General features: G+C 61.7%; 17 protein-coding genes. 9 read left to right on the top strand and 8 right to left on the bottom strand.

Features of this window, described 5'->3' with window-relative positions:
• The first annotated feature begins 70 nt into the window (after positions 1-70).
• From MKS85_RS14940 to MKS85_RS14925, 4 genes are all read left to right on the top strand, one after another.
• Positions 71-1,138: a polyamine ABC transporter substrate-binding protein gene (locus MKS85_RS14940; RefSeq protein WP_139049040.1), complete on the top strand. Its 1,068-nt coding sequence runs from the start codon at positions 71-73 to the stop codon at positions 1,136-1,138.
• Positions 1,139-1,209: 71 nt separating this feature from the next.
• Positions 1,210-2,352: an ABC transporter ATP-binding protein gene (locus MKS85_RS14935; protein ID WP_047226052.1), complete on the top strand. Its 1,143-nt coding sequence runs from the start codon at positions 1,210-1,212 to the stop codon at positions 2,350-2,352.
• The gene (locus MKS85_RS14930; protein WP_047226051.1) at positions 2,349-3,269 is read left to right on the top strand and encodes an ABC transporter permease subunit; all 921 of its coding nucleotides are present in this window, start codon (positions 2,349-2,351) and stop codon (positions 3,267-3,269) included. The genes MKS85_RS14935 and MKS85_RS14930 overlap by 4 nt, the downstream gene beginning before the upstream one ends.
• Positions 3,266-4,150 (top strand): ABC transporter permease subunit, encoded by an 885-nt coding sequence (locus MKS85_RS14925; protein ID WP_188251422.1) that lies wholly within the window; start codon positions 3,266-3,268, stop codon positions 4,148-4,150. Before MKS85_RS14930 ends, MKS85_RS14925 begins: the two co-directional genes overlap by 4 nt.
• Before the next feature lie 185 nt (positions 4,151-4,335).
• Here the strand turns inward: MKS85_RS14925 and MKS85_RS14920 are convergent, their stop codons facing one another.
• From MKS85_RS14920 to MKS85_RS14910, 3 genes are all read right to left on the bottom strand, one after another.
• Complete coding sequence (locus tag MKS85_RS14920; protein ID WP_047226049.1) at positions 4,336-4,677, bottom strand: carboxymuconolactone decarboxylase family protein; 342 nt, start codon at positions 4,675-4,677, stop codon at positions 4,336-4,338.
• A gap of 104 nt (positions 4,678-4,781) precedes the next feature.
• Positions 4,782-7,190 carry a penicillin acylase family protein gene (locus tag MKS85_RS14915; RefSeq protein WP_188251421.1) on the bottom strand — a complete coding sequence of 803 codons (2,409 nt, stop codon included), beginning with the start codon at positions 7,188-7,190 and terminating at the stop codon, positions 4,782-4,784.
• Between the two features lie 109 nt (positions 7,191-7,299).
• Entirely contained in the window at positions 7,300-7,887 is a 588-nt protein-coding gene (locus tag MKS85_RS14910; protein WP_047226047.1) for a DUF6436 domain-containing protein, read from the bottom strand.
• A gap of 107 nt (positions 7,888-7,994) precedes the next feature.
• Between MKS85_RS14910 and MKS85_RS14905 the strand changes: the two genes are divergently transcribed.
• Positions 7,995-8,942: an alpha/beta hydrolase gene (locus tag MKS85_RS14905; protein WP_047226046.1), complete on the top strand. Its 948-nt coding sequence runs from the start codon at positions 7,995-7,997 to the stop codon at positions 8,940-8,942.
• Positions 8,943-9,075: 133 nt separating this feature from the next.
• Here the strand turns inward: MKS85_RS14905 and MKS85_RS14900 are convergent, their stop codons facing one another.
• Complete coding sequence (locus MKS85_RS14900) at positions 9,076-9,819, bottom strand: DUF2059 domain-containing protein (RefSeq protein ID WP_188251420.1); 744 nt, start codon at positions 9,817-9,819, stop codon at positions 9,076-9,078.
• A 140-nt stretch (positions 9,820-9,959) separates the two neighbouring features.
• Here MKS85_RS14900 and MKS85_RS14895 point away from each other — a divergent pair, with 140 nt between their 5' ends.
• Both MKS85_RS14895 and MKS85_RS14890 read left to right on the top strand, forming a co-directional pair.
• The gene (locus MKS85_RS14895; protein ID WP_047226044.1) at positions 9,960-10,592 is read left to right on the top strand and encodes a 2OG-Fe(II) oxygenase; all 633 of its coding nucleotides are present in this window, start codon (positions 9,960-9,962) and stop codon (positions 10,590-10,592) included.
• 2 nt (positions 10,593-10,594) lie between these two features.
• Positions 10,595-11,086, top strand: coding sequence for a DUF523 domain-containing protein (locus tag MKS85_RS14890; protein WP_188251419.1), 492 nt, complete (start codon positions 10,595-10,597; stop codon positions 11,084-11,086).
• Between the two features lie 73 nt (positions 11,087-11,159).
• Here the strand turns inward: MKS85_RS14890 and MKS85_RS14885 are convergent, their stop codons facing one another.
• Positions 11,160-12,533 (bottom strand): DUF3482 domain-containing protein, encoded by a 1,374-nt coding sequence (locus MKS85_RS14885; RefSeq protein ID WP_188251418.1) that lies wholly within the window; start codon positions 12,531-12,533, stop codon positions 11,160-11,162.
• Positions 12,526-13,893, bottom strand: a complete 1,368-nt coding sequence (locus MKS85_RS14880; protein WP_188251479.1) for a DUF2868 domain-containing protein — start codon at positions 13,891-13,893, stop codon at positions 12,526-12,528. Before MKS85_RS14880 ends, MKS85_RS14885 begins: the two co-directional genes overlap by 8 nt.
• A 75-nt stretch (positions 13,894-13,968) precedes the next feature.
• Between MKS85_RS14880 and MKS85_RS14875 the strand changes: the two genes are divergently transcribed.
• Positions 13,969-14,481, top strand: a complete 513-nt coding sequence (locus tag MKS85_RS14875) for a dihydrofolate reductase (RefSeq protein WP_188251417.1) — start codon at positions 13,969-13,971, stop codon at positions 14,479-14,481.
• A gap of 15 nt (positions 14,482-14,496) precedes the next feature.
• Here the strand turns inward: MKS85_RS14875 and MKS85_RS14870 are convergent, their stop codons facing one another.
• Positions 14,497-15,888, bottom strand: a complete 1,392-nt coding sequence (locus tag MKS85_RS14870) for an L-cystine transporter (protein WP_188251416.1) — start codon at positions 15,886-15,888, stop codon at positions 14,497-14,499.
• 243 nt (positions 15,889-16,131) lie between these two features.
• Between MKS85_RS14870 and MKS85_RS14865 the strand changes: the two genes are divergently transcribed.
• Complete coding sequence (locus MKS85_RS14865; protein ID WP_160893842.1) at positions 16,132-17,187, top strand: haloacid dehalogenase-like hydrolase; 1,056 nt, start codon at positions 16,132-16,134, stop codon at positions 17,185-17,187.
• Positions 17,188-17,357: 170 nt separating this feature from the next.
• On the opposite strand, the gene ilvD is transcribed toward MKS85_RS14865, so the two are convergent.
• Entirely contained in the window at positions 17,358-19,199 is a 1,842-nt protein-coding gene (gene ilvD / locus MKS85_RS14860) for a dihydroxy-acid dehydratase (RefSeq protein ID WP_047226039.1), read from the bottom strand.
• Positions 19,200-19,203: the final 4 nt, after the last annotated feature.

The following is a 19,203-nucleotide window of genomic DNA, read 5'->3' as shown; positions in this document are numbered from 1 at the left end:
CGGGGGCAACTTGGGCCCAACTATTTAAGAGGACCTCCACGTGCCTGTTTTTTCTTTGTTACGCAATGCCATGCTGATCGGTGCCGGACTGACGCTTGCCGTCAGCGTCCAGGCTGCCTCCACCGTGCATATTTATAACTGGTCGGATTATATCGGCGAGACCACCCTGGCGGACTTTGAAAAGGCCACGGGGATCAAACCGGTGTACGACGTCTTCGACTCCAACGAAACCCTGGAAGGAAAACTGCTGGCCGGTCGTACCGGCTACGACGTGGTCGTGCCGTCCAACCATTTTCTGGGCAAGCAGATCAAGGCCGGGGCGTTCCAGAAACTCGACAAGTCGCAGTTGAGCAACTACGCCAACCTGGACCCGGTGCTGCTCAAGCGCCTGGAAAAGAATGATCCGGGCAATCAGTACGCCGTGCCTTATCTGTGGGGCACCAACGGCATCGGCTACAACGTCGAGAAGGTCAAGGCTGCGCTGGGCGTCGACAAGATCGACTCGTGGGCCATGCTGTTCGAACCGGAAAACATCAAGAAACTCTCCAGCTGTGGCGTTTCGTTCCTCGATTCGGGCGACGAGATGATCCCGGCGATGCTCAATTACCTGGGCCTGGACCCCAACAGCCAGAACCCTGAAGACTACAAGAAGGCCGAGGCTCAACTTCTCAAGATCCGGCCTTACGTCACCTACTTCAACTCTTCCAAATACATCTCCGATCTGGCCAATGGCGAGATCTGCGTGGCTGCCGGTTTCTCCGGTGACATCTTCCAAGCCCGCGAACGTGCTGAAGAAGCGAAAAAGGGCATCGAGATCGCTTATGTGATTCCCAAGGAAGGCGCCAACCTCTGGTTCGACATGCTGGCGATCCCGCGCGATTCCTCCAACGTCAAAGAAGCCCACGCCTTCATCAACTATTTGCTCAAGCCTGAGGTGATCGCCCAAGTCAGTGACGCCGTCGGCTATGCGAACCCCAATCCCAAGGCCGGCGAGTTGATGGACCAGCAAGTGCGCACCGACGAAGCGGTTTACCCACCGCAAGCGGTCATTGACAAGCTGTACGTCAACTCCGAGCTGCCGCCCAAGATCCAGCGCGTCATGACCCGCAGCTGGACCAGGGTCAAGTCAGGCAAATAGCGTCAAGCGCTTTAACTATTCCAAGGCTCGTCCGCGCAGGGCGAGCTGCAAATTTTGTGGGAGTTTCGTAAATGGCAGTTGCCTCCGGCGCCTATAAGAAAGCCCTCGAGGGCGACCAGACACCCAAGCAGGTGTTGGTCAAAATCGACCGGGTCACGAAAAAGTTCGACGAGACGATTGCCGTGGACGATGTGTCCCTGGAAATCAAGAAAGGCGAAATCTTCGCCCTGCTCGGCGGCTCGGGATCGGGCAAATCCACCTTGCTCCGCATGCTGGCGGGTTTCGAACGGCCCACGGAGGGGCGCATTTTCCTCGACGGTGTAGACATCACCGACATGCCGCCCTATGAGCGGCCGATCAACATGATGTTCCAGTCCTACGCCTTGTTCCCCCACATGACCGTGGCGCAGAACATTGCTTTCGGCCTGCAGCAGGACAAAATCCCGAAAGCCGAGATCGACGCCCGCGTGGCCGAAATGCTCAAGCTGGTGCAGATGAGCCAGTACGCCAAGCGCAAGCCGCATCAGCTCTCCGGCGGCCAGCGTCAACGTGTGGCCCTGGCCCGTTCCTTGGCCAAGCGGCCCAAGCTGTTGCTGCTCGACGAACCGATGGGTGCCTTGGACAAGAAGCTGCGCTCGCAGATGCAGCTTGAGCTGGTCGAGATCATCGAGCGGGTTGGCGTAACCTGCGTCATGGTGACCCACGATCAGGAAGAGGCCATGACCATGGCCGAGCGCATCGCGATCATGCACCTGGGCTGGATCGCCCAGATCGGCAGCCCGATCGACATCTACGAAACCCCCACCAGCCGGCTGGTCTGTGAGTTCATTGGCAACGTCAACATCTTCGAGACCGAAGTGGTGGACGACGCCGAAGGCCACGCGGTGCTGACTTGCAAGGACCTGGACCGCAACATCTACGTGGGCCACGGCATCAGTACCTCGGTGCAGGACAAATCGGTCACCTACGCCATCCGCCCGGAAAAACTGCTGGTCACCGCCGAGCAGCCGGACTGCGAGCACAACTGGTCCAGCGGCAAGGTCCATGACATCGCCTACCTGGGCGGCCATTCGGTGTTCTACGTCGAATTGCCGAGCGGCAAGCTGGTGCAGTCCTTTGTCGCCAACGCCGAGCGCCGGGGTCAGCGTCCGACCTGGGGCGACCAGGTATTCGTGTGGTGGGAAGACGACAGCGGCGTGGTGCTTCGCTCATGAACATGCGCAAATTCAAACGCCGACTCGACCGAATAACGCCCGGTGGCCGTCAACTGGTCATCGGGGTGCCTTTCATCTGGCTGTTCCTGTTCTTCATGCTGCCGTTCTTCATCGTCCTGAAGATCAGTTTTGCCGAAGCCGACGTGGCCATTCCGCCGTACACCGAGATCTACAGCTACATCGACCAGAAGCTGCAGGTGCTGCTCAACTTCAGTAACTATGTGCTGCTCAGCGAAGATGATCTGTACATCGCCGCCTACCTCGGCTCGCTGAAGATGGCCCTGATCAGCACCGTCTTGTGCCTGCTGATCGGCTACCCGATGGCCTACGCCATCGCCAAGGCCCGCCCGGACCTGCAAACGGTGCTCCTGCTGCTGATCATGATGCCGACCTGGACCGCGATCCTGATCCGCGTCTATGCGTGGATGGGCATCCTCAGCAACAACGGTCTGCTCAACGGCTTTTTGATGAGCATGGGCTGGATCAGCGAACCGCTGCAGATCCTCAACACCAACCTGGCGGTCTACATCGGCATCGTCTACTCGTACCTGCCGTTCATGATCCTGCCGCTCTACGCCAACCTGGTGAAGCATGACCCGAGCCTGCTGGAAGCGGCGTCCGACCTGGGGTCGAGCACCTTCAACAGTTTCTGGAAAATCACCGTGCCGCTGTCCAAGAACGGCATCATCGCCGGCTGCATGCTGGTATTCATCCCGGTGGTGGGCGAGTTCGTGATCCCGGAACTGCTGGGTGGCCCGGAAACCCTGATGATCGGCAAAGTGCTGTGGCAGGAATTCTTCAACAACCGTGACTGGCCGGTGGCGTCCGCGCTGGCAGTGGTGATGCTGGCGATCCTGATCGTGCCCATCATCCTGTTCAACCGCAGTCAGGCCAAAGAAATGGAGGGCAAGGAATGAAGCGCTTCAGTTTTTCAAGCCTGATGCTGGTGCTGGGTCTGCTGTTCATCTATGCGCCAATGCTGATCCTGGTGATTTACTCCTTCAACGCTTCGAAACTGGTGACGGTGTGGGGCGGCTGGTCGATCAAGTGGTACGTCGGTCTGCTGGACAACAGCCAGTTGATGGGCTCGGTGGTGCGCTCGCTGGAAATCGCCTGCTATACGGCGATCGCCGCGGTGGCCCTGGGTACACTGGCGGCCTTCGTGTTGACCCGTATTACTCATTTCAAGGGCCGCACGCTGTTCGGCGGCCTGGTCACCGCACCACTGGTGATGCCGGAAGTGATCACCGGTCTGTCGTTGTTGCTGCTGTTCGTGGCGATGGCGCAGATGATCGGCTGGCCCCAGGAGCGTGGCTTGGTCACGATCTGGATCGCCCACACCACGTTCTGCTCGGCCTATGTGGCGGTGGTGGTCTCGGCACGCTTGCGTGAACTGGACCTGTCCATCGAAGAAGCGGCCATGGACCTGGGGGCGCGGCCGTGGAAGGTGTTCTTCCTGATCACCATCCCGATGATCGCGCCATCGCTGGCGGCGGGGGGCATGATGTCGTTCGCCTTGTCGCTGGACGATCTGGTGCTGGCGAGTTTCGTCTCCGGCCCGGGCTCGACAACCTTGCCGATGGAAGTGTTCTCGGCGGTACGCCTGGGGGTCAAACCGGAAATCAATGCCGTGGCGAGCCTGATCCTGCTGGCCGTATCGTTGGTGACTTTCCTGGTCTGGTACTTCAGCCGCCGCGCCGAAGAAAACCGCAAGCGGGCGATCCAGCAAGCTATCGAAGAAAGCGCCGCCGACTCCTGGAAACAGCCAGACCCGCACCGGGCAGCCGCGCCGGTCTGACCGGACGAGTCACTGTGGGAGCAACTGTCTTGGATGGTTTATTTAGCCATCCTTTCCAGGGACAGCGAGGCTCCCACAGGTCTTTTTGTTGCTCACAAATCCGGGGGCAGGCCCAAGTCCAATGTGGGAGCGAGCCTGCTCGCGATAGCGGCGTAGCAGTCAATGAAGATCTCAGTGATCGCCTCTCACTTCTTCAACGCATCATGCGCTTCCAGCGCCCGCAGGGAGTAGATATACGCCGCGCCGGCATTCAGCGAAACCGCAGTGGCCAGGGTGGCGGCGATTTCTTCGCGGGTGGCGCCGGCCTTGATGGCCGCATCGGTATGCACGCCGATGCAGCCGTCACAGCGGGTCGTGATCGCCACGGCGATGGAGATCAGCTCCCGGGTCTTGGCATCCAGCACGTTGTTATCGGCCGCGGCTTCATCCAGGGCCATGTAGGCCTTGACCATTTTCGGATTGCTTTTGCCCAGGGCGCCGAAGGCACTTTTGATGGTGGGCAGCAGTTCGGACCAGTTGATGAACATGGGGTTGACTCCATAAAGAGGGGTAGTTGTTAAACCCTTCCAGTCTTGACCATAAATAACGCCCAAGCCTGTTAATTGATGAAAAGCGTTGCCCGTCATTGGGCTCAGGGTTCGGCCCCGACCGGCAGCAGCTTCAAGGTGCTGCGGGTATTGGCCATCACTTCTATTTCGGCCAGATGCGCCTGGTAGTACAGCCCTTCGATGTAAGACTCGGCCTGATCCGCGTAATGCGGGTCGAACGGCACGCCGCTTTGGCCGACGGGGTTGACGGTGACGCTGTGGGCCGGATCGGCGAAATCGATGATGCGCCGGGTGGAAGGGCCATAGGTCACTGGCCAGGGCGCCGGGCCGATTTTGGCCGAGAGGTTATTGGGCACTTCATGGGTGCCGGGTGCAGCAAAGGGGCCGACGTTGAAGATCCGGTCCAGCGGCTTTTGCAGGCCCAGTGGATGACCATGGGTGAGGGTGTGCGCCTTGCCCCATTGCCATTGGCTGGCATCGTCACCGAGGGTGGCCTTGAGGTGCGCCAGGCTCTTGCCCCAAGCGCTCATCACCGTGTCGACACGGGTCTCCTTGCCCGGGGTGGTGCGATCGTCCCACCAGGGTGAAACCTCTGATGCCGCCAGGCGTGGCAGCGCGGCGTCGATCACTCGGGTCGACAGCGCGGTTTCGAAGAGCTCGTCGCCCAATTCATCGTGCAGCGCGGCGTCGGCCAGGTTGAAGAGGAACTGGTTGAACAGTGTGGCGCTGATGGAGCCCAGCGGATAGTCGCCCTGCCATTGGGCCAGTTGCTCCACCCATTTGCGTTCCTGGGGGTCGCTGACCTCGTTACGCAGCACCGGTAGCAAAGGCGCGAGCAAGCGCCGGCCGTAGGGGGTGGTGGTGCCCAGTTGCAGTTCACGGGTGGTGTCGATGTCCCACTTGGCCTGTTTGTCGCCCAGTTGGAGGTTGAGTTTCTGGCCGCGGTCGGCAAGGTTGTAATAACCCGGAATTTCCATGCCGCTGGCCGATACCGGCTGGAAATTGGCGGACACGATGTAGCCTCGCGCCGGGTTTTCTTCCTGGGGGTTGCTGCTGAAGGGGTAGAAACCCTCCTTCTGCGCCTCTGCGCTGCCGCCATCGAGCATGAAACCGGGCTTCACGCCGGCCGGCCGCTTGGGCAATTGCGCCGCGGCCCACCAGCCGATATCGCCCTTGGCGTTGGCCCACACCACATTCAGCCCTGGCGCGTGGATCTTGGCTGACGCGCTGCGAGCCTTGGTCAGGGTGTCGGCGCGATTGAGCTGGTAGAAGGCTTCGAGGATCGGGTTGCGGCTTTCCAGGAACCCCCACCACATGGCGATGGGGGTCTTGCCGGCGTGGGCGCCGAGGGCGTCGTTGACGATCGGACCATGGGGCGACTGGCGCAGCTGCAGCGTCACCGGCGCCTGGCCCTTGACTGCGATCTGTTGTTCGCTGCGGGTCATGTCCACCCATTGGTCGCGATACCAGACCTGCTCGGGATTATCCGGGTTGACCCGTTCGACGATCAGGTCCAGGTCGTCGTTCTGGAACATCGTGACGCTCCAGCCGAAATCCTTGTTCATGCCCAGCGTCGCAAAGGGCATCAGCGCCTGGTAATGCCCGTAAAGCTCGAAACCCGGGGCCGACAGGTGCGCCTCGTACCACACCGACGGCGCGGAAAAGCGAATATGCGGGTCGCCCGCCAGCAACGGTTTGCCGCTGTGGGTGCGGCTGCCGGAGACCGCCCAGGCGTTGCTGCCTTCGAACTGCGGCAGGCCGTTTTCGGCCAGGGCCTGTTCACTGAGACGGGCCAGGGCGTTGAGGTCTTTCCAGTCGGCGGCGGCCAGGGGCAGGCCGCTCTTGCGAGTCTCGGCCAGCACGCCATTGGGCTGCCAGTCGAGGTCGAAAATGTTCAGGTAGTCGCTGCCCAGTTGATCGCGCACGTAAGTCAAAAGCGGCTCGGTGCGAAACGCGGCCGCAAAGCTGTAGGCCATGTAGCCGGCAATGCTCACGGTGTCCTCTGCGGTGAAAGGACGCTTGGGGATGCCCAGCACATCGAACTCCACCGGTCTGGCGTGGGTTTCCTGGTAGCGGTTGATGCCATCCAGGTACGCCTGCATCGCGATCCAGGCCGGGGACTGTGGGTCCTGTTCCGTCAGATAGGTCGCGGCGCGTTCGCGAATGCGCAGGCTGCGCATCAGTTTGTCGGTGTCGAGCAGCTTCGGCCCGAGTACCTCGGCCAGTTCGCCACGGGCGAGGCGGCGCATGATCTCCATTTGAAACAGCCGGTCCTGGGCATGGACATAACCCAGGGCGCGGTACAGGTCGGTTTCGTTTTCAGCACGGATATGCGGCACGCCGCGTTCGTCGTAGCGCACGGTCACCGAGCCTTGCAGACCTTGCAGCTGCACCGTGCCCTGGCGGGTGGGCTGCTTGCTGTAGAGGTAGCCGCCCGCGACGATGATGGCGGTGACGACCAATGACAGGAAGGCGATGAGGGTGCGTTTCATGCTAAATCCTTATTGAGTGACAGCGGTCCCATGGTTTCGCTGTTTATTCCCATGTTTAACATGCCGCCGGGTGTCTGCGTATCCTTGCTTGGGGGGTTTTCCCTGCGGCCTATTCTTTGGCGGATGTGTCCTGCCCCCACGGGCAATAACACCCTACCGCCAGCGTGTGGGTCGCATTCACCGCCCGGCCGCTGCTCAGGGCCTCGAGAATCGGCTCGATGAAGCTGTTGCTCGAATTGCAGGTCAGGCCTTCGCTGTAGGGGCCGAAGTACGCCAGTTTGCCGCTGCGATCCCAGATCGCTACTGCCGGACTGGCGGGAATCTGGCTTGAGCCGGGGAGCACCGAAAGCGGTTTGAGGCTGCTCAGCGTGGTCGGCAATTGGCCCTGACTGCCGGTTTTTTGGACTGCATAAAACTCGACACCTTGAGGGGCGTATTTCTCCACCAGCTCGGAAAGGTGCTGTTGGTTGCCGACGTTGCATGGGCAGGCGGGATCCCAGAAATGCACCAGACGGATCGGGCCAGGGCCGGCCAGGCCGGGGGGGAGGCGCAAAGGGTCGCCGGAAAATACCGCCGTGTGTTCACTGAACGCTCGCAGAAAGCGGCCCTGAAACCAGTCGTAGGCGATCCACAACACGGCGGCGCACCCGAGGGCAAGCAAGCTGGCAAGCAAGGTCGTTCGGTGGGACGGGCGCATGGAGTCGATCCTCTGAGGCCGCGTAGCTTGCCATGCCTGGCGCGACAGATGAATATCGCAGGCCTACAAAGTCTGTTTCGCGCGTTGCGCTTTTATGTGGAAATCCTATGCCCGTCAGTTTCGACCCCGATCACCTGCGTGCCAGCCTGCAACCTTTGGCTCAGTGGCAGCCGCTGTCTGCGCAGGCGCTGGCTTATCAGCGGTTCTACGGCCTGGATTTCCCCCACCGCACGTTGCGCAAGGGCCTGGGGCGTTTCGAGATAGACGGATATGAGTTGGTCGGTCAGGTCTGGTGGCCGGAAAAAGCGCTAGCGACGCTGTTTCTGTTCCACGGCTATTACGACCATATGGGGTTGTACCGGCACTTGATCGAGTGGGCGCTGGAGCAGAAATTCGCCGTGATCGCCTGCGACCTGCCGGGCCACGGCCTGTCCAGTGGCGAACGCGCCAGCATCGGTGATTTCGCCGAGTACCAGGCCACGTTGCAAGGCCTGCTGACCGAGGCCGGGACGCTGGAACTGCCGCAACCCTGGCATCTGTGCGGACAAAGCACCGGAGGGGCCATCGTGGTTGATCACGTGCTCAACCAGGGCCAGCACAGCCCGGCCCAAGGTCAGGTCATACTGCTGTCGCCCTTGGTGCGGCCGCGGGCCTGGGGCTGGTCGCGCCTGAGTTACTACTTGCTCAAACCCTTTGTAACCGGCATCGCCCGACGTTTCAGCGAGAACTCTACCGACCCGGACTTCCTGCCATTCCTGCAAGCCGACCCGTTGCAACCGCTGCGCCTGCCCACCGCGTGGGTCGGAGCGTTGGGGCAATGGATCAAGCGTATCGAAGTCGCCCCGAGCAGCCCGCGCCAGCCCTTGATCGTGCAGGGCCAGGCGGACATGACGGTGGATTGGGCGCATAACCTGCAAGTGTTGCGCAGCAAGTTCGATCGGCCCCAGGTTCTGATGTTGCCCGAAGGTCGGCATCACCTGGCGAATGAGGCGCTGGCGATGCGGCAGGAGATGTTTGGATTTCTGACGAAGCGGATGAGCCGGGTTCGGCGCTGACCGGGCTATTGCTATCGCGAGCAGGCTCGCTCCCACACTGGTTTTTCGACGATCACAAAATCTGAGTTCACTCAAACACCCTGTGGGAGCGAGCCTGCTCGCGATAACGGTGTCAGGGGCGCTGAAGATCTATCTATTGCCCGAGAGTCTGCCCCACCGCCAACCCCGCCCGAATCGCTGCCAAGGCCGCTTGATAATAAGCCTGGCCCTCAGCCGACTCGGCGAAGGTGGCGAACTCCTCCAGCTCGGTGTCCGTCAGGTCGCGGTAGACGTACAGCAGCGTGTTGTTCAAGTCCGCGCCGATCTGCTCCATCAGACGCTGGCGCTGACCGTTCAGCATGCCCTGGGCCTGGCCAGCACCCAGCAGGCCGGGGATCATCGAGCTCAGGCTGTCCGCCGCCACGCCGGCGATCGCCAGGCTGACTTCGGCGCCGGCCTCGCGGGCGGGCAGGGACTGGGCCAGATGGCCGATGATCAATAGGCGGTTGTCACTGACTTGCATCTTCGGCAGGCCCTTGGCGTTCTTCGCCAATTGGTCGCGACGGGTCGCCAGCAGCTCGGCTGCCACGACTTTGCGGCCCAGGGGCGACTGAAAAAAACTCAGGGCCGGGGCTGGGTCGGTGAGGTTCTTGCGCAATTGCGCCTCGGCCCGCTGGTCCATGGCCTGGGGGGCAAAGCGTTGATTGCTGTTGTTGACCAGTGCCTGGAACACTGCCGGTGGCAGGCTGCTCTGGTAACGCTGCTGCGCGGCGCTCAAGGCGTCATTGAAATGCGCCCGTTGTTCCGGCCAGCCGGCGACCTTGTACAACTGGTCGTAGCTGTCTGCCCAGGTGGGCAACGCACAGAACATCAACAATGAGAAAAGCAAACGGCGCATAGGGACTCCTGTCAGCAGCCGACTATTCTCCGTGGGGTGTGGGGACTTGTCGAGAATTCGTATCAAGTTCCTGCGCCTGCGCCATCAGGCGTGACAAACCCGCTGCGCGGCGCTGTCGGTTTTGCAGGCACAGGAATACTATGCGCGCCATGCAAATACCTTCTGATCACCCACTGCTGTTACGTATCGTCGACGACCTGGCCGAGCGCGGCTGGTCGCAGCAGAATATCTTCCTGCCGGACGCGCTGACCCGCGCCCTGGCAGCCGAATGTCGCCAGCGCGCCGCCGAAGGCGAACTGGCCCCGGCGGCGGTCGGGCGCGGGCCGTTTTCGGAGATTCGTGAAGGGATTCGGGGTGATCGTATCCAATGGATCGAGCCCGGTCAGGCGCAAGCGTGCGACCGTTACCTGGGCTTGATGGACAGCTTGCGGGAGGCGATCAATCGCGGGTTGTTCCTGGGGCTGGAGGATTTCGAAAGCCACTTCGCGCTGTACCCTCCTGGCGCCTTCTACCTCAAGCACGTCGACCGCTTTCGCGATGACGATCGACGCATGGTGTCGGCGGTGCTTTACCTCAACGACGCCTGGTTGCCGGAGCATGGCGGCCAGTTACGCATGTACCTGGACGATGGCGTGGAGCACGACGTGGTGCCCACCGGCGGTTGTCTGGTGGTGTTCCTGTCGGGGGACATCCCCCATGAAGTCCTGCCGGCGGCGCGAGATCGCCTGTCCTTGACCGGCTGGTTCCGGCGCCGCGGCACCGAGGTGTTCTGAGCATGGAAAAGATCCTCGTCAGCCGCTGCCTGCTCGGACATCGCGTGCGCTACGACGGCGGTGCCAGTGGCCCGTTCGATCAGCTTCAACGTTGGCTCGACGAAGGTCGGGTCGTGCCGCTGTGCCCGGAAGTCGCCGGCGGCTTGCCCACGCCTCGGGCGGCGGCAGAAATTCCCGGTGGGCAAGGCACGCAGGTGCTCGACGGCCAGGCGACGGTGATCACCACCGAGGGTGAAGACCTCAGTGAACAGTTTCTGTCCGGCGCGTATCAAGCGCTGGAGCGGGTGCGCGAACACGCTATCCGTATCGCCGTGCTCAAGGCCAACAGCCCGTCGTGCGGCAATCTGTTGACCTACGACGGCACGTTCAGCGGCGTGAAAGTGCCTGGCGAAGGCGTGACGGCGGCCTTGCTCAAACGTCATGGGGTGCAAGTGTTCAGTGAGTTGGAATTGGCAGAAGCTGCGGCGGCGCTCAGGGCCTTGACCGACGAATAAGCACCGGTAGCGACGCTCTCATCGCGGGCAAGCCTTGCTCCCACAAATCCCCTTGCCACAGGGGTTGTGTCATCTAGAGCTGCTCAGCCAGCTGCTCGATCTGTTCCTGGCGTTCCGATTGGCTCAACCGCGCCTGCGGATTAAGCGACGACCATTGCGGGTACGCTCTGGCCTTGTTCAGCGCTTCGGGCAGTTTGCCCTCGCGCCAGGTTTTATCCTGGGGTGTGGCGATGTGGATGCTGTCCATTGCCGCATGGCCGCGCTGGTTGAGGGCTTGCAACAGTTGCCGTTGGCGCAGGGCCAACAGGCGTAGCACACTGTCGTCCACTGTCAGCTCCCGCTGGCCCTTGAGCTTGCCCATCAACCTGTTCCCGTAGCTGCGGGCGGTTTGCAGGGCGCCACCGGCAATGGCGCCGGCCAGGGCGGCGGCGCCGAGGGTCAGACCGCCCACCAGCAAATCCACGCCGGCACCGGCCGCTGCGCCCGCGGCGATCCCACCACCCACACGTACACCCAGCTGTTTGAGGGTGTCGGGATTGAACAGGTCATCGCCCCAGCGGCCGTCAAGTAGAGGCAAATCGCTGGCCGCGGCGTCCTGGGGACGGAAGGCGTAGAGCTTGAGCAAGGCTTCGACGCAGCGCTGCTCCCGTTGACGCACGGCGTTGCGCAGCTCGCTGATGGCCTGTCGTTCCAGCTCGGCATCGCTGGCTACGCTGCGTCGGCAAGCGGCGCAATCGATCAGCAGTTCGGCGATCAAGCGCTGCGCGCTCTGCTGACGGGCCAGGCGTTGGGCCTGTTGATCGGCGACCAGTCGTTCCAGTTGCCCACGGGCGCTTTCCAGCAACAGCGCGAGGCTTTCATACAGGCGTCGCTCGCCATCCTCGGGCGGAGCGACGCTGTCGAAACGCACCAGAGCGTGCAGCCCCAACCGTGCCAGGGCTTCGCGCCAGTCGGGCTCGCGGTGGTTGGCGCTGCTGACGAAATTCAACACTGGCAGCAGCGGTTTGCCGCAACTGGCGAGCACTTGAAGCTCATCCCGGTACTTGGCCAGCACCGGCTCTCGCGCATCGATCACATAGAGTCCGGCATCGCTGGCGAGCAATTGTCGCAGCACTTTGGCTTCCTGTTCGAAGCGTTGTCGTGCCTCGCTGCCGTCCAGGAATCGCGCCAGGCGTGCCGGCCCGTCCAAGCGCTCACCGGGGCGCTCCAAGCGTTCGAGGTAGTCAAGCAGGGCGATGGCGTCTTCCAGGCCCGGCGTGTCGTACAGCTCCAGCAACGCTTCGCCGTCCACCGACAGGCGCGCGCCCTCGACGTGTCGGGTTGTGCTGGGGCGGTGGGACACTTCGCCGAAGCCGACGTCCCGGGTCAGTGTGCGCAGCAAGGAGGTTTTGCCCACATTGGTGTGGCCAACCACGGCCAGCTTCAGCGGCTTGGTGGGTTCAGTCATGGCCGGTCTCCAGCCAGTTCAAAGGCGCGGAGTCCGCGAAGGGCAATTGCAACTGTTGCAGCGCGTTGTGCCAATCGCCCAGGCGTTCAGCGTCCAGCGCTTGTCCGGGCGGTGCCTGCAACAACCAGATGCGGGTGGCGCTGGCGCTGCGGGCCAGCTCGGCGATCAGCGCCAGGCTGCCACGATCCGGTGAGCGTCGTGGGTCGCAGGCAATCGCCAGGCGCGCGGGAGGAAAGCGTGACAATTGTTCGAGGAGTTTGTGGCGCGATTCGCGGCTGTCGAGCACTCCGGCGTTTTTCACCGTGCCTGGCAGTTTCGGTGGCCAAGGCCGGTCGTCCAGTTCGATCGCCACCAGCAGCGCACCGTCGCTTTGCAGCGCGCCAACGTCACTTTCAATTTGATGCAATTGCGCGGGCGCGGCATCGCTGATGCCCAGGCGCTCGCTACTGGGCATTAGCCGCTCCCGCAGTTGGGCATAACCTGGCAGGTTCAAGTCCAGGCGCAGCGTGGCGCGGCCGCGACGCCAGCGCCACAGGCACACCAGCGCCAGACACAGGCGCGGCAACACGCCGTAGACCAGCGTCACGCCCACCAGCCAAGCGGCCCAGGCCTGGCGGGCGCTTTCGATATTCAGCGCGGCGTCGCCACTGGCGCGAATCATCTCTTCGGTTGGCCCGCTCAAACCCAGTAGGGCGGGCAGGGCGCCGAGGGCCTGGGTCATGACGACAAAGGTCTCACCGCCGAGAATGGTGGTTTCCCATACAAAACCGTAGCGCCGGGTGGCCATCAGCATCAGTACGATGACCAGCGCGCTGAGCATCGCCAGCAACCACAAACCATTGACCAGCGCACCGAGCGCCCAGCGATTGAGCTTGTGTCGTTGCAATAACAGCAGCAGGGCTGGCGCCAGTTGCGCAGCCTTGGCATCGCGGGCGAGTTTTTCGCTGAGCCACAACCACAGGCGCCCCAGCGCTGCACCTTGCTCACCCGCAAAGATCAGGCCCAGGGCCCAGCCGATAAGCAAGATCAGGTTCAACGCCAACAGGCTGCCCAGGGCCCAGAACACATTGACCGGCGTGCGTCCGTCGCCGAGTGCGGCAAAGCCCAGGCCAGCGCCACTGATGATGGCGAGTACAGCCATTATGATCAGCGCCAGGCGCGCCCCTTGCAGCCAGTGATGCAAGGCCTGGCTGAGCCCGTCGCGCTCGGCCAGCCAGCGGGCGCGGTGACGGATACGGCTGGATAAATCGCCACCCGCCGCGCGGGCCAGGCGATTGGCCTCCTGATCTTCGAGCGGGCCGGCGTGTTCTTCACGCAGACGTACCGTCTCGGTCAACCAGAGGTCGTACAGTTCAGTCAGAGGCTCAGACACAGGCGCTTCCGTCGCAAATGAGGGTTGAGCATAACCGCTGTGGCCTCTGGTATCCTCGCCGGCATGAAAAAAACACTCCCTTTAAGCCTGATCGCAGCCCTCGGTGAAAACCGTGTGATCGGCGTCGACAACAGCATGCCCTGGCACTTGCCGGGGGACTTTAAATACTTCAAGGCTACCACCTTGGGCAAGCCCATCATCATGGGCCGCAAGACCTGGGACTCCCTGGGGAGGCCGCTGCCGGGGCGCTTGAACATCGTGGTCAGTCGTCAGCCTGGCCTCTTGCTGGAGGGCGCGGAAGTCTTTTCCACGCTGGAGGCAGCGGTGGAACGGGCCGAGGCGTGGGCGTTGCAGCAGGGTGTCGACGAACTGATGTTGATCGGCGGCGCCCAGCTGTACGCCCAGGCCCTGGAGCAGGCGGACCGACTGTACCTGACCCGTGTGGCGCTGAGCCCGGATGGCGATGCCTGGTTTCCGGCGTTCGATTCGAGCCAGTGGAAACAGGTATCGAACCAGCCGAACCCGGCCGAGGGTGACAAGCCGGCCTACAGCTTTGAGGTTTGGGAAAAGCTGTAAGCCATGTGGGAGCAATCAAGCCTGCACCAACTCCCCATGCTCCTCGGCATCCAGCAAAGTCTTGTCGGTCTGCTGCATCACCTGGCTGGTGATCGCCCCGGCAGTGATCGAACCGCTGACGTTCAACGCTGTGCGGCCCATGTCGATCAGTGGCTCGACGGAAATCAGCAGCGCCACCAGTGAAACCGGCAAGCCCATGGCCGGCAGCACGATTAGCGCGGCAAATGTCGCGCCTCCACCGACACCGGCCACCCCGGCCGAGCTCAAGGTCACGATCGCTACCAGCGTCGCGAGCCACACCGGATCCAGCGGGTTGATGCCCACGGTCGGCGCGACCATCACCGCCAGCATGGCCGGGTAGAGGCCGGCGCAGCCGTTCTGGCCGATGGTGGCGCCGAACGACGCGCTGAAGCTGGCAATGGCCCGTGGAATGCCGAGGCGGCTGGTCTGGGCTTCGATACTCAGCGGGATGGTCGCGGCGCTGGAACGGCTGGTGAAGGCGAAGGTCAGGACCGGCCATATCTTGCGGAAAAAGCGTAGCGGGTTGATCCCAGCGGCGGACACCAGCAGACCGTGAACCACGAACATCAGGCCCAGTCCCAGGTATGACACCACCACGAAACTGCCAAGCTTGATGATGTCCTGGACGTTGGAGCCGGCCACCACTTTGGTCATCAGCGCCAGCACGCCGTACGGGGTCAGCTTCATCACCAGCCGCACCAAACGTGTCACCCAGCTTTGCAGGGTGTCGATGGCATTGATCACTTTCTGACCTTTTTCCACGTCATCCTTGAGCAATTGCAGTGCCGCGACACCCAGGAAGGCCGCGAATATCACCACGCTGATGATCGAGGTCGGCTTGGCCCGGGCCAGGTCGGCAAAGGGGTTCTGCGGAACGAACGAGAGCAGCAGTTGCGGGATATTCAGGTCTGCGACCTTGCCGGCATAGTCGCTCTGGATCACCTGCAGGCGTGCGATTTCCTGGGTGCCGGCCACCAGGCCTTCGGCGGTGAGACCGAACAGGTTGGTCAGGCCGATACCGATAAGGGCGGCGATGGCGGTGGTGAACAGCAGTGTGCCGATGGTCAGGAAGCTGATCTTGCCCAGGGATGAGGCGTTATGCAGGCGCGCTACCGCGCTGAGAATTGAAGCGAAGACCAGCGGAATCACGATCATTTGCAGCAACTGCACATAGCCGTTGCCCACCAGGTCAAACCAGCCGATCGAGGCTTTCAACACCGGGTTGCCGGCGCCGTAAATCGTGTGCAGGACGGTGCCGAACACCACGCCCAGCACCAGTGCCAGAAGGACTTTTTTGGCCAGGCTCCAGGTGCTGTGACGGGTTTGCGCCAGACCAAACAGCAAGGCGAGGAACACCAGCAGATTGAGGATCAGCGGCAGATTCATCAAAAAAACTCCGATAGGATTTGTGCCAGTCGCCTGAAGCCGCGACTGCGAGGCGGGAAGCCTAACAGCCTGATATCTAATGAATTAATAATAAAAAGGTATGTAGATTGTCGTTTATGGAATAAGGCAATGACGTTTATGGGCATGCCGCTGGCGGTATCAAGACGCAAGCGGTCGCGGGCAGGAGAGAAACGTCACAAGCATTTGTTAGCGTCGAGTTCTTTGAACCTTGGAGAAACGCCGATGAAGCTTGCACCTCACCTTCTCGTTGTCGCCATGGGCCTGGGCCTCGTTGGCCAGGCGCTCGCCACTGAGCTCAAGCACTGGCCAGCGGAACAGGCCAAGGCGCTGGACGCGATGATCGCGGCCAACGCCAACAAAGGTAACTACGCGGTGTTCGACATGGACAACACCAGTTACCGCTACGACCTAGAAGAGTCCTTGCTGCCGTTCATGGAGAACAAGGGCCTCATCACCCGCGAAACCCTCGACCCATCCTTGAAGCTGATGCCGTTCAAAGACACGGCCGAACACAAGGAAAGCCTGTTCAGCTACTACTACCGTTTGTGCGAAGTGGACGACATGGTCTGCTACCCCTGGGTCGCCCAGGTGTTTTCCGGCTTTACCCTCAAAGAACTCAAAGGCTACGTTGACGAATTGATGGCTTCTGGCAAGCCGGTCCCGACCACGTATTACGACGGCGACAAGGTGGTCAACTACAACGTCAACCCGCCGAAGATTTTCACCGGTCAGGTCGAGCTGTACAACAAACTGATGGAAAACGGCATCGAGGTCTATGTCATGACCGCGGCTTCGGAAGAATTGGTGCGCATGGTCGCCGCCGATCCGAAGTACGGCTACAACCTCAAGCCGCAGAACATCATCGGCGTGACCACGTTGCTCAAGGATCGCAAGACCGGCGAACTGACCACCGCCCGCAAGCAGATCACCAATGGCAAATATGACGAGAAGGCCAACCTGAGCCTTGAGTACACACCGTATCTGTGGACTCCGGCGACCTGGATGGCCGGCAAGCACGCGGCAATCCTGACGTACATCGACGAATGGAAAAAACCGGTGCTTGTGGCTGGCGACACCCCCAGCAGCGACGGCTACATGCTGTTCCACGATGTGAATGTGGCCAAGGGTGGCATTCACCTGTGGGTCAACCGCAAGGACAAGTACATGGACCAGATCAACGGCATGATGGCCAAGCACGCCGCGGCCCAGGCCAAGGAAGGGCTGCCAGTGACGGCGGACAAGAACTGGGTGATCGTCAAGCCGGAAGATATCCAGTAAACCCTGTGGGAGCGAGCCTGCTCGCGATGACGGCGGCACATTCAACATCGATTCCGACTGACACACCGCCTTCGCAAGCAGGCTCGCACAGTTGATCATCGATGGTTTGTTTCACTGCAAAAAAAATGCCCCACCTTGAGTGGGGCATTTTTATTGCTGTTTATGGACGCTTACAACCCGTCGAGCATCGCCTTGTTACGCACCGCGCCCTTGTCGGCGCTGGTGGCGAGCAGGGCATAGGCCTTGAGGGCGGTGGTGACTTTGCGCGGACGCACTTCCACCGGCTTCCAGCCTTTGTTGTCCTGTTCAACACGGCGTCCGGCCAGTTCTTCATCGCTGATCAGCAGGTTGATCGAGCGGTTCGGAATGTCGATCAGGACTTTGTCGCCGTCGCGCACCAGGCCGATGGCGCCGCCAGCAGCGGCTTCCGGTGAAGCGTGGCCGATGGACAGGCCCGAGGTGCCGCCGGAGAAACGGCCATCGGTCAGCAGTGCGCAGTCTTTGCCCAGTCCTTTGGACTTCAGGTAGGACGTGGGGTAAAGCATTTCCTGCATGCCCGGACCACCTTTTGGCCCTTCGTAGCGGATGATCACGATATCGCCGGCCTTCACTTCGTCGGCGAGGATCCCGCGCACGGCGCTGTCCTGGCTTTCGAAAATCTTGGCGTTGCCTTCGAACACATGGATCGATTCGTCGACGCCGGCGGTTTTCACCACGCAGCCATCCAGAGCGATGTTGCCGTACAGCACAGCCAGGCCACCTTCTTTGGAGTACGCGTGCTCGACGCTGCGGATGCAGCCGTTTTCACGGTCATCGTCCAGGGTTTCCCAACGAGTCGATTGGCTGAACGCCGTTTGCGTTGGAATGCCTGCCGGGCCGGCCTTGAAGAAATGATGCACGGCTTCGTCGGTGGTCTGGGTGATGTCCCACTTGGCGATGGCCTCGGCCATGGTTTTGCTGTGTACGGTCGGCAGGTCGGTGTGCAACAGGCCACCACGGGCCAGGGAGCCGAGGATGCTGAAGATCCCGCCAGCGCGGTGCACGTCTTCCATGTGGTACTTCTGGATGTTCGGCGCGACCTTGCACAGCTGCGGCACGTGACGGGACAGACGGTCGATGTCGCGCAGGTCGAAATCGATCTCGGCTTCCTGGGCGGCGGCCAGCAAATGCAGGATGGTGTTGGTGGAGCCGCCCATGGCGATGTCCAGGGTCATGGCGTTTTCGAACGCCTTGAAGTTGGCGATGTTGCGCGGCAGCACCGACTCGTCATCCTCGCCGTAGTAACGCTTGCACAGCTCGACGATGGTCCGGCCGGCCTGCAGGAACAGCTGTTCGCGATCGCTGTGGGTGGCGAGGGTCGAACCGTTGCCCGGCAGGGCCAGGCCAAGGGCTTCGGTCAGGCAGTTCATCGAGTTGGCGGTGAACATGCCGGAGCACGAACCGCAGGTCGGACAGGCGCTGCGCTCATACTCCGCGACCTTTTCGTCGGAAGCGCTGGAGTCGGCGGCGATCACCATGGCGTCGACCAGGTCAAGGCCATGGCTGGCGAGCTTGGTCTTGCCGGCTTCCATCGGGCCGCCGGAAACGAAGATCACCGGGATGTTCAGGCGCAAGGCCGCCATGAGCATGCCGGGGGTGATCTTGTCGCAGTTGGAAATGCACACGATGGCGTCGGCGCAATGGGCATTGACCATGTATTCGACGGAGTCGGCGATGATCTCGCGACTGGGCAGCGAATAAAGCATGCCGTCGTGGCCCATGGCGATACCGTCATCCACGGCAATGGTGTTGAACTCTTTGGCTACGCCACCCGCGCGTTCGATTTCCCGGGCAACCAGTTGGCCCAGGTCCTTGAGGTGAACATGGCCTGGCACGAACTGGGTGAAGGAGTTGGCAATGGCGATGATCGGCTTCTTGAAGTCGTCATCCTTCATCCCCGTGGCGCGCCACAATGCACGGGCGCCGGCCATGTTGCGGCCATGGGTGGATGTTTTCGAGCGGTAATCAGGCATGGAG

The sequence above is a fragment of the Pseudomonas sp. JL2 genome (genome assembly GCF_031570495.1).
Taxonomy (GTDB): domain Bacteria; phylum Pseudomonadota; class Gammaproteobacteria; order Pseudomonadales; family Pseudomonadaceae; genus Aquipseudomonas; species Aquipseudomonas rhizophila.
The sequence above is the reverse complement of the archived record's forward strand: the minus strand, read 5'-3'. Positions and strand labels throughout refer to the sequence as shown.

What these genes read in the sequence shown, in the direction of transcription:
- MKS85_RS14940 (WP_139049040.1), top strand. Translation starts at nt 71, where the DNA reads ATGCTGATCGGTGCCGGACTGACGCTTGCCGTCAGCGTCCAGGCTGCC.
- MKS85_RS14935 (WP_047226052.1), top strand. Translation starts at nt 1,210, where the DNA reads ATGGCAGTTGCCTCCGGCGCCTATAAGAAAGCCCTCGAGGGCGACCAG.
- MKS85_RS14930 (WP_047226051.1), top strand. Translation starts at nt 2,349, where the DNA reads ATGAACATGCGCAAATTCAAACGCCGACTCGACCGAATAACGCCCGGT.
- MKS85_RS14925 (WP_188251422.1), top strand. Translation starts at nt 3,266, where the DNA reads ATGAAGCGCTTCAGTTTTTCAAGCCTGATGCTGGTGCTGGGTCTGCTG.
- MKS85_RS14920 (WP_047226049.1), bottom strand. Translation starts at nt 4,677, where the DNA reads ATGTTCATCAACTGGTCCGAACTGCTGCCCACCATCAAAAGTGCCTTC.
- MKS85_RS14915 (WP_188251421.1), bottom strand. Translation starts at nt 7,190, where the DNA reads ATGAAACGCACCCTCATCGCCTTCCTGTCATTGGTCGTCACCGCCATC.
- MKS85_RS14910 (WP_047226047.1), bottom strand. Translation starts at nt 7,887, where the DNA reads ATGCGCCCGTCCCACCGAACGACCTTGCTTGCCAGCTTGCTTGCCCTC.
- MKS85_RS14905 (WP_047226046.1), top strand. Translation starts at nt 7,995, where the DNA reads ATGCCCGTCAGTTTCGACCCCGATCACCTGCGTGCCAGCCTGCAACCT.
- MKS85_RS14900 (WP_188251420.1), bottom strand. Translation starts at nt 9,819, where the DNA reads ATGCGCCGTTTGCTTTTCTCATTGTTGATGTTCTGTGCGTTGCCCACC.
- MKS85_RS14895 (WP_047226044.1), top strand. Translation starts at nt 9,960, where the DNA reads ATGCGCGCCATGCAAATACCTTCTGATCACCCACTGCTGTTACGTATC.
- MKS85_RS14890 (WP_188251419.1), top strand. Translation starts at nt 10,595, where the DNA reads ATGGAAAAGATCCTCGTCAGCCGCTGCCTGCTCGGACATCGCGTGCGC.
- MKS85_RS14885 (WP_188251418.1), bottom strand. Translation starts at nt 12,533, where the DNA reads ATGACTGAACCCACCAAGCCGCTGAAGCTGGCCGTGGTTGGCCACACC.
- MKS85_RS14875 (WP_188251417.1), top strand. Translation starts at nt 13,969, where the DNA reads ATGAAAAAAACACTCCCTTTAAGCCTGATCGCAGCCCTCGGTGAAAAC.
- MKS85_RS14870 (WP_188251416.1), bottom strand. Translation starts at nt 15,888, where the DNA reads ATGAATCTGCCGCTGATCCTCAATCTGCTGGTGTTCCTCGCCTTGCTG.
- MKS85_RS14865 (WP_160893842.1), top strand. Translation starts at nt 16,132, where the DNA reads ATGAAGCTTGCACCTCACCTTCTCGTTGTCGCCATGGGCCTGGGCCTC.
- ilvD (WP_047226039.1), bottom strand. Translation starts at nt 19,199, where the DNA reads ATGCCTGATTACCGCTCGAAAACATCCACCCATGGCCGCAACATGGCC.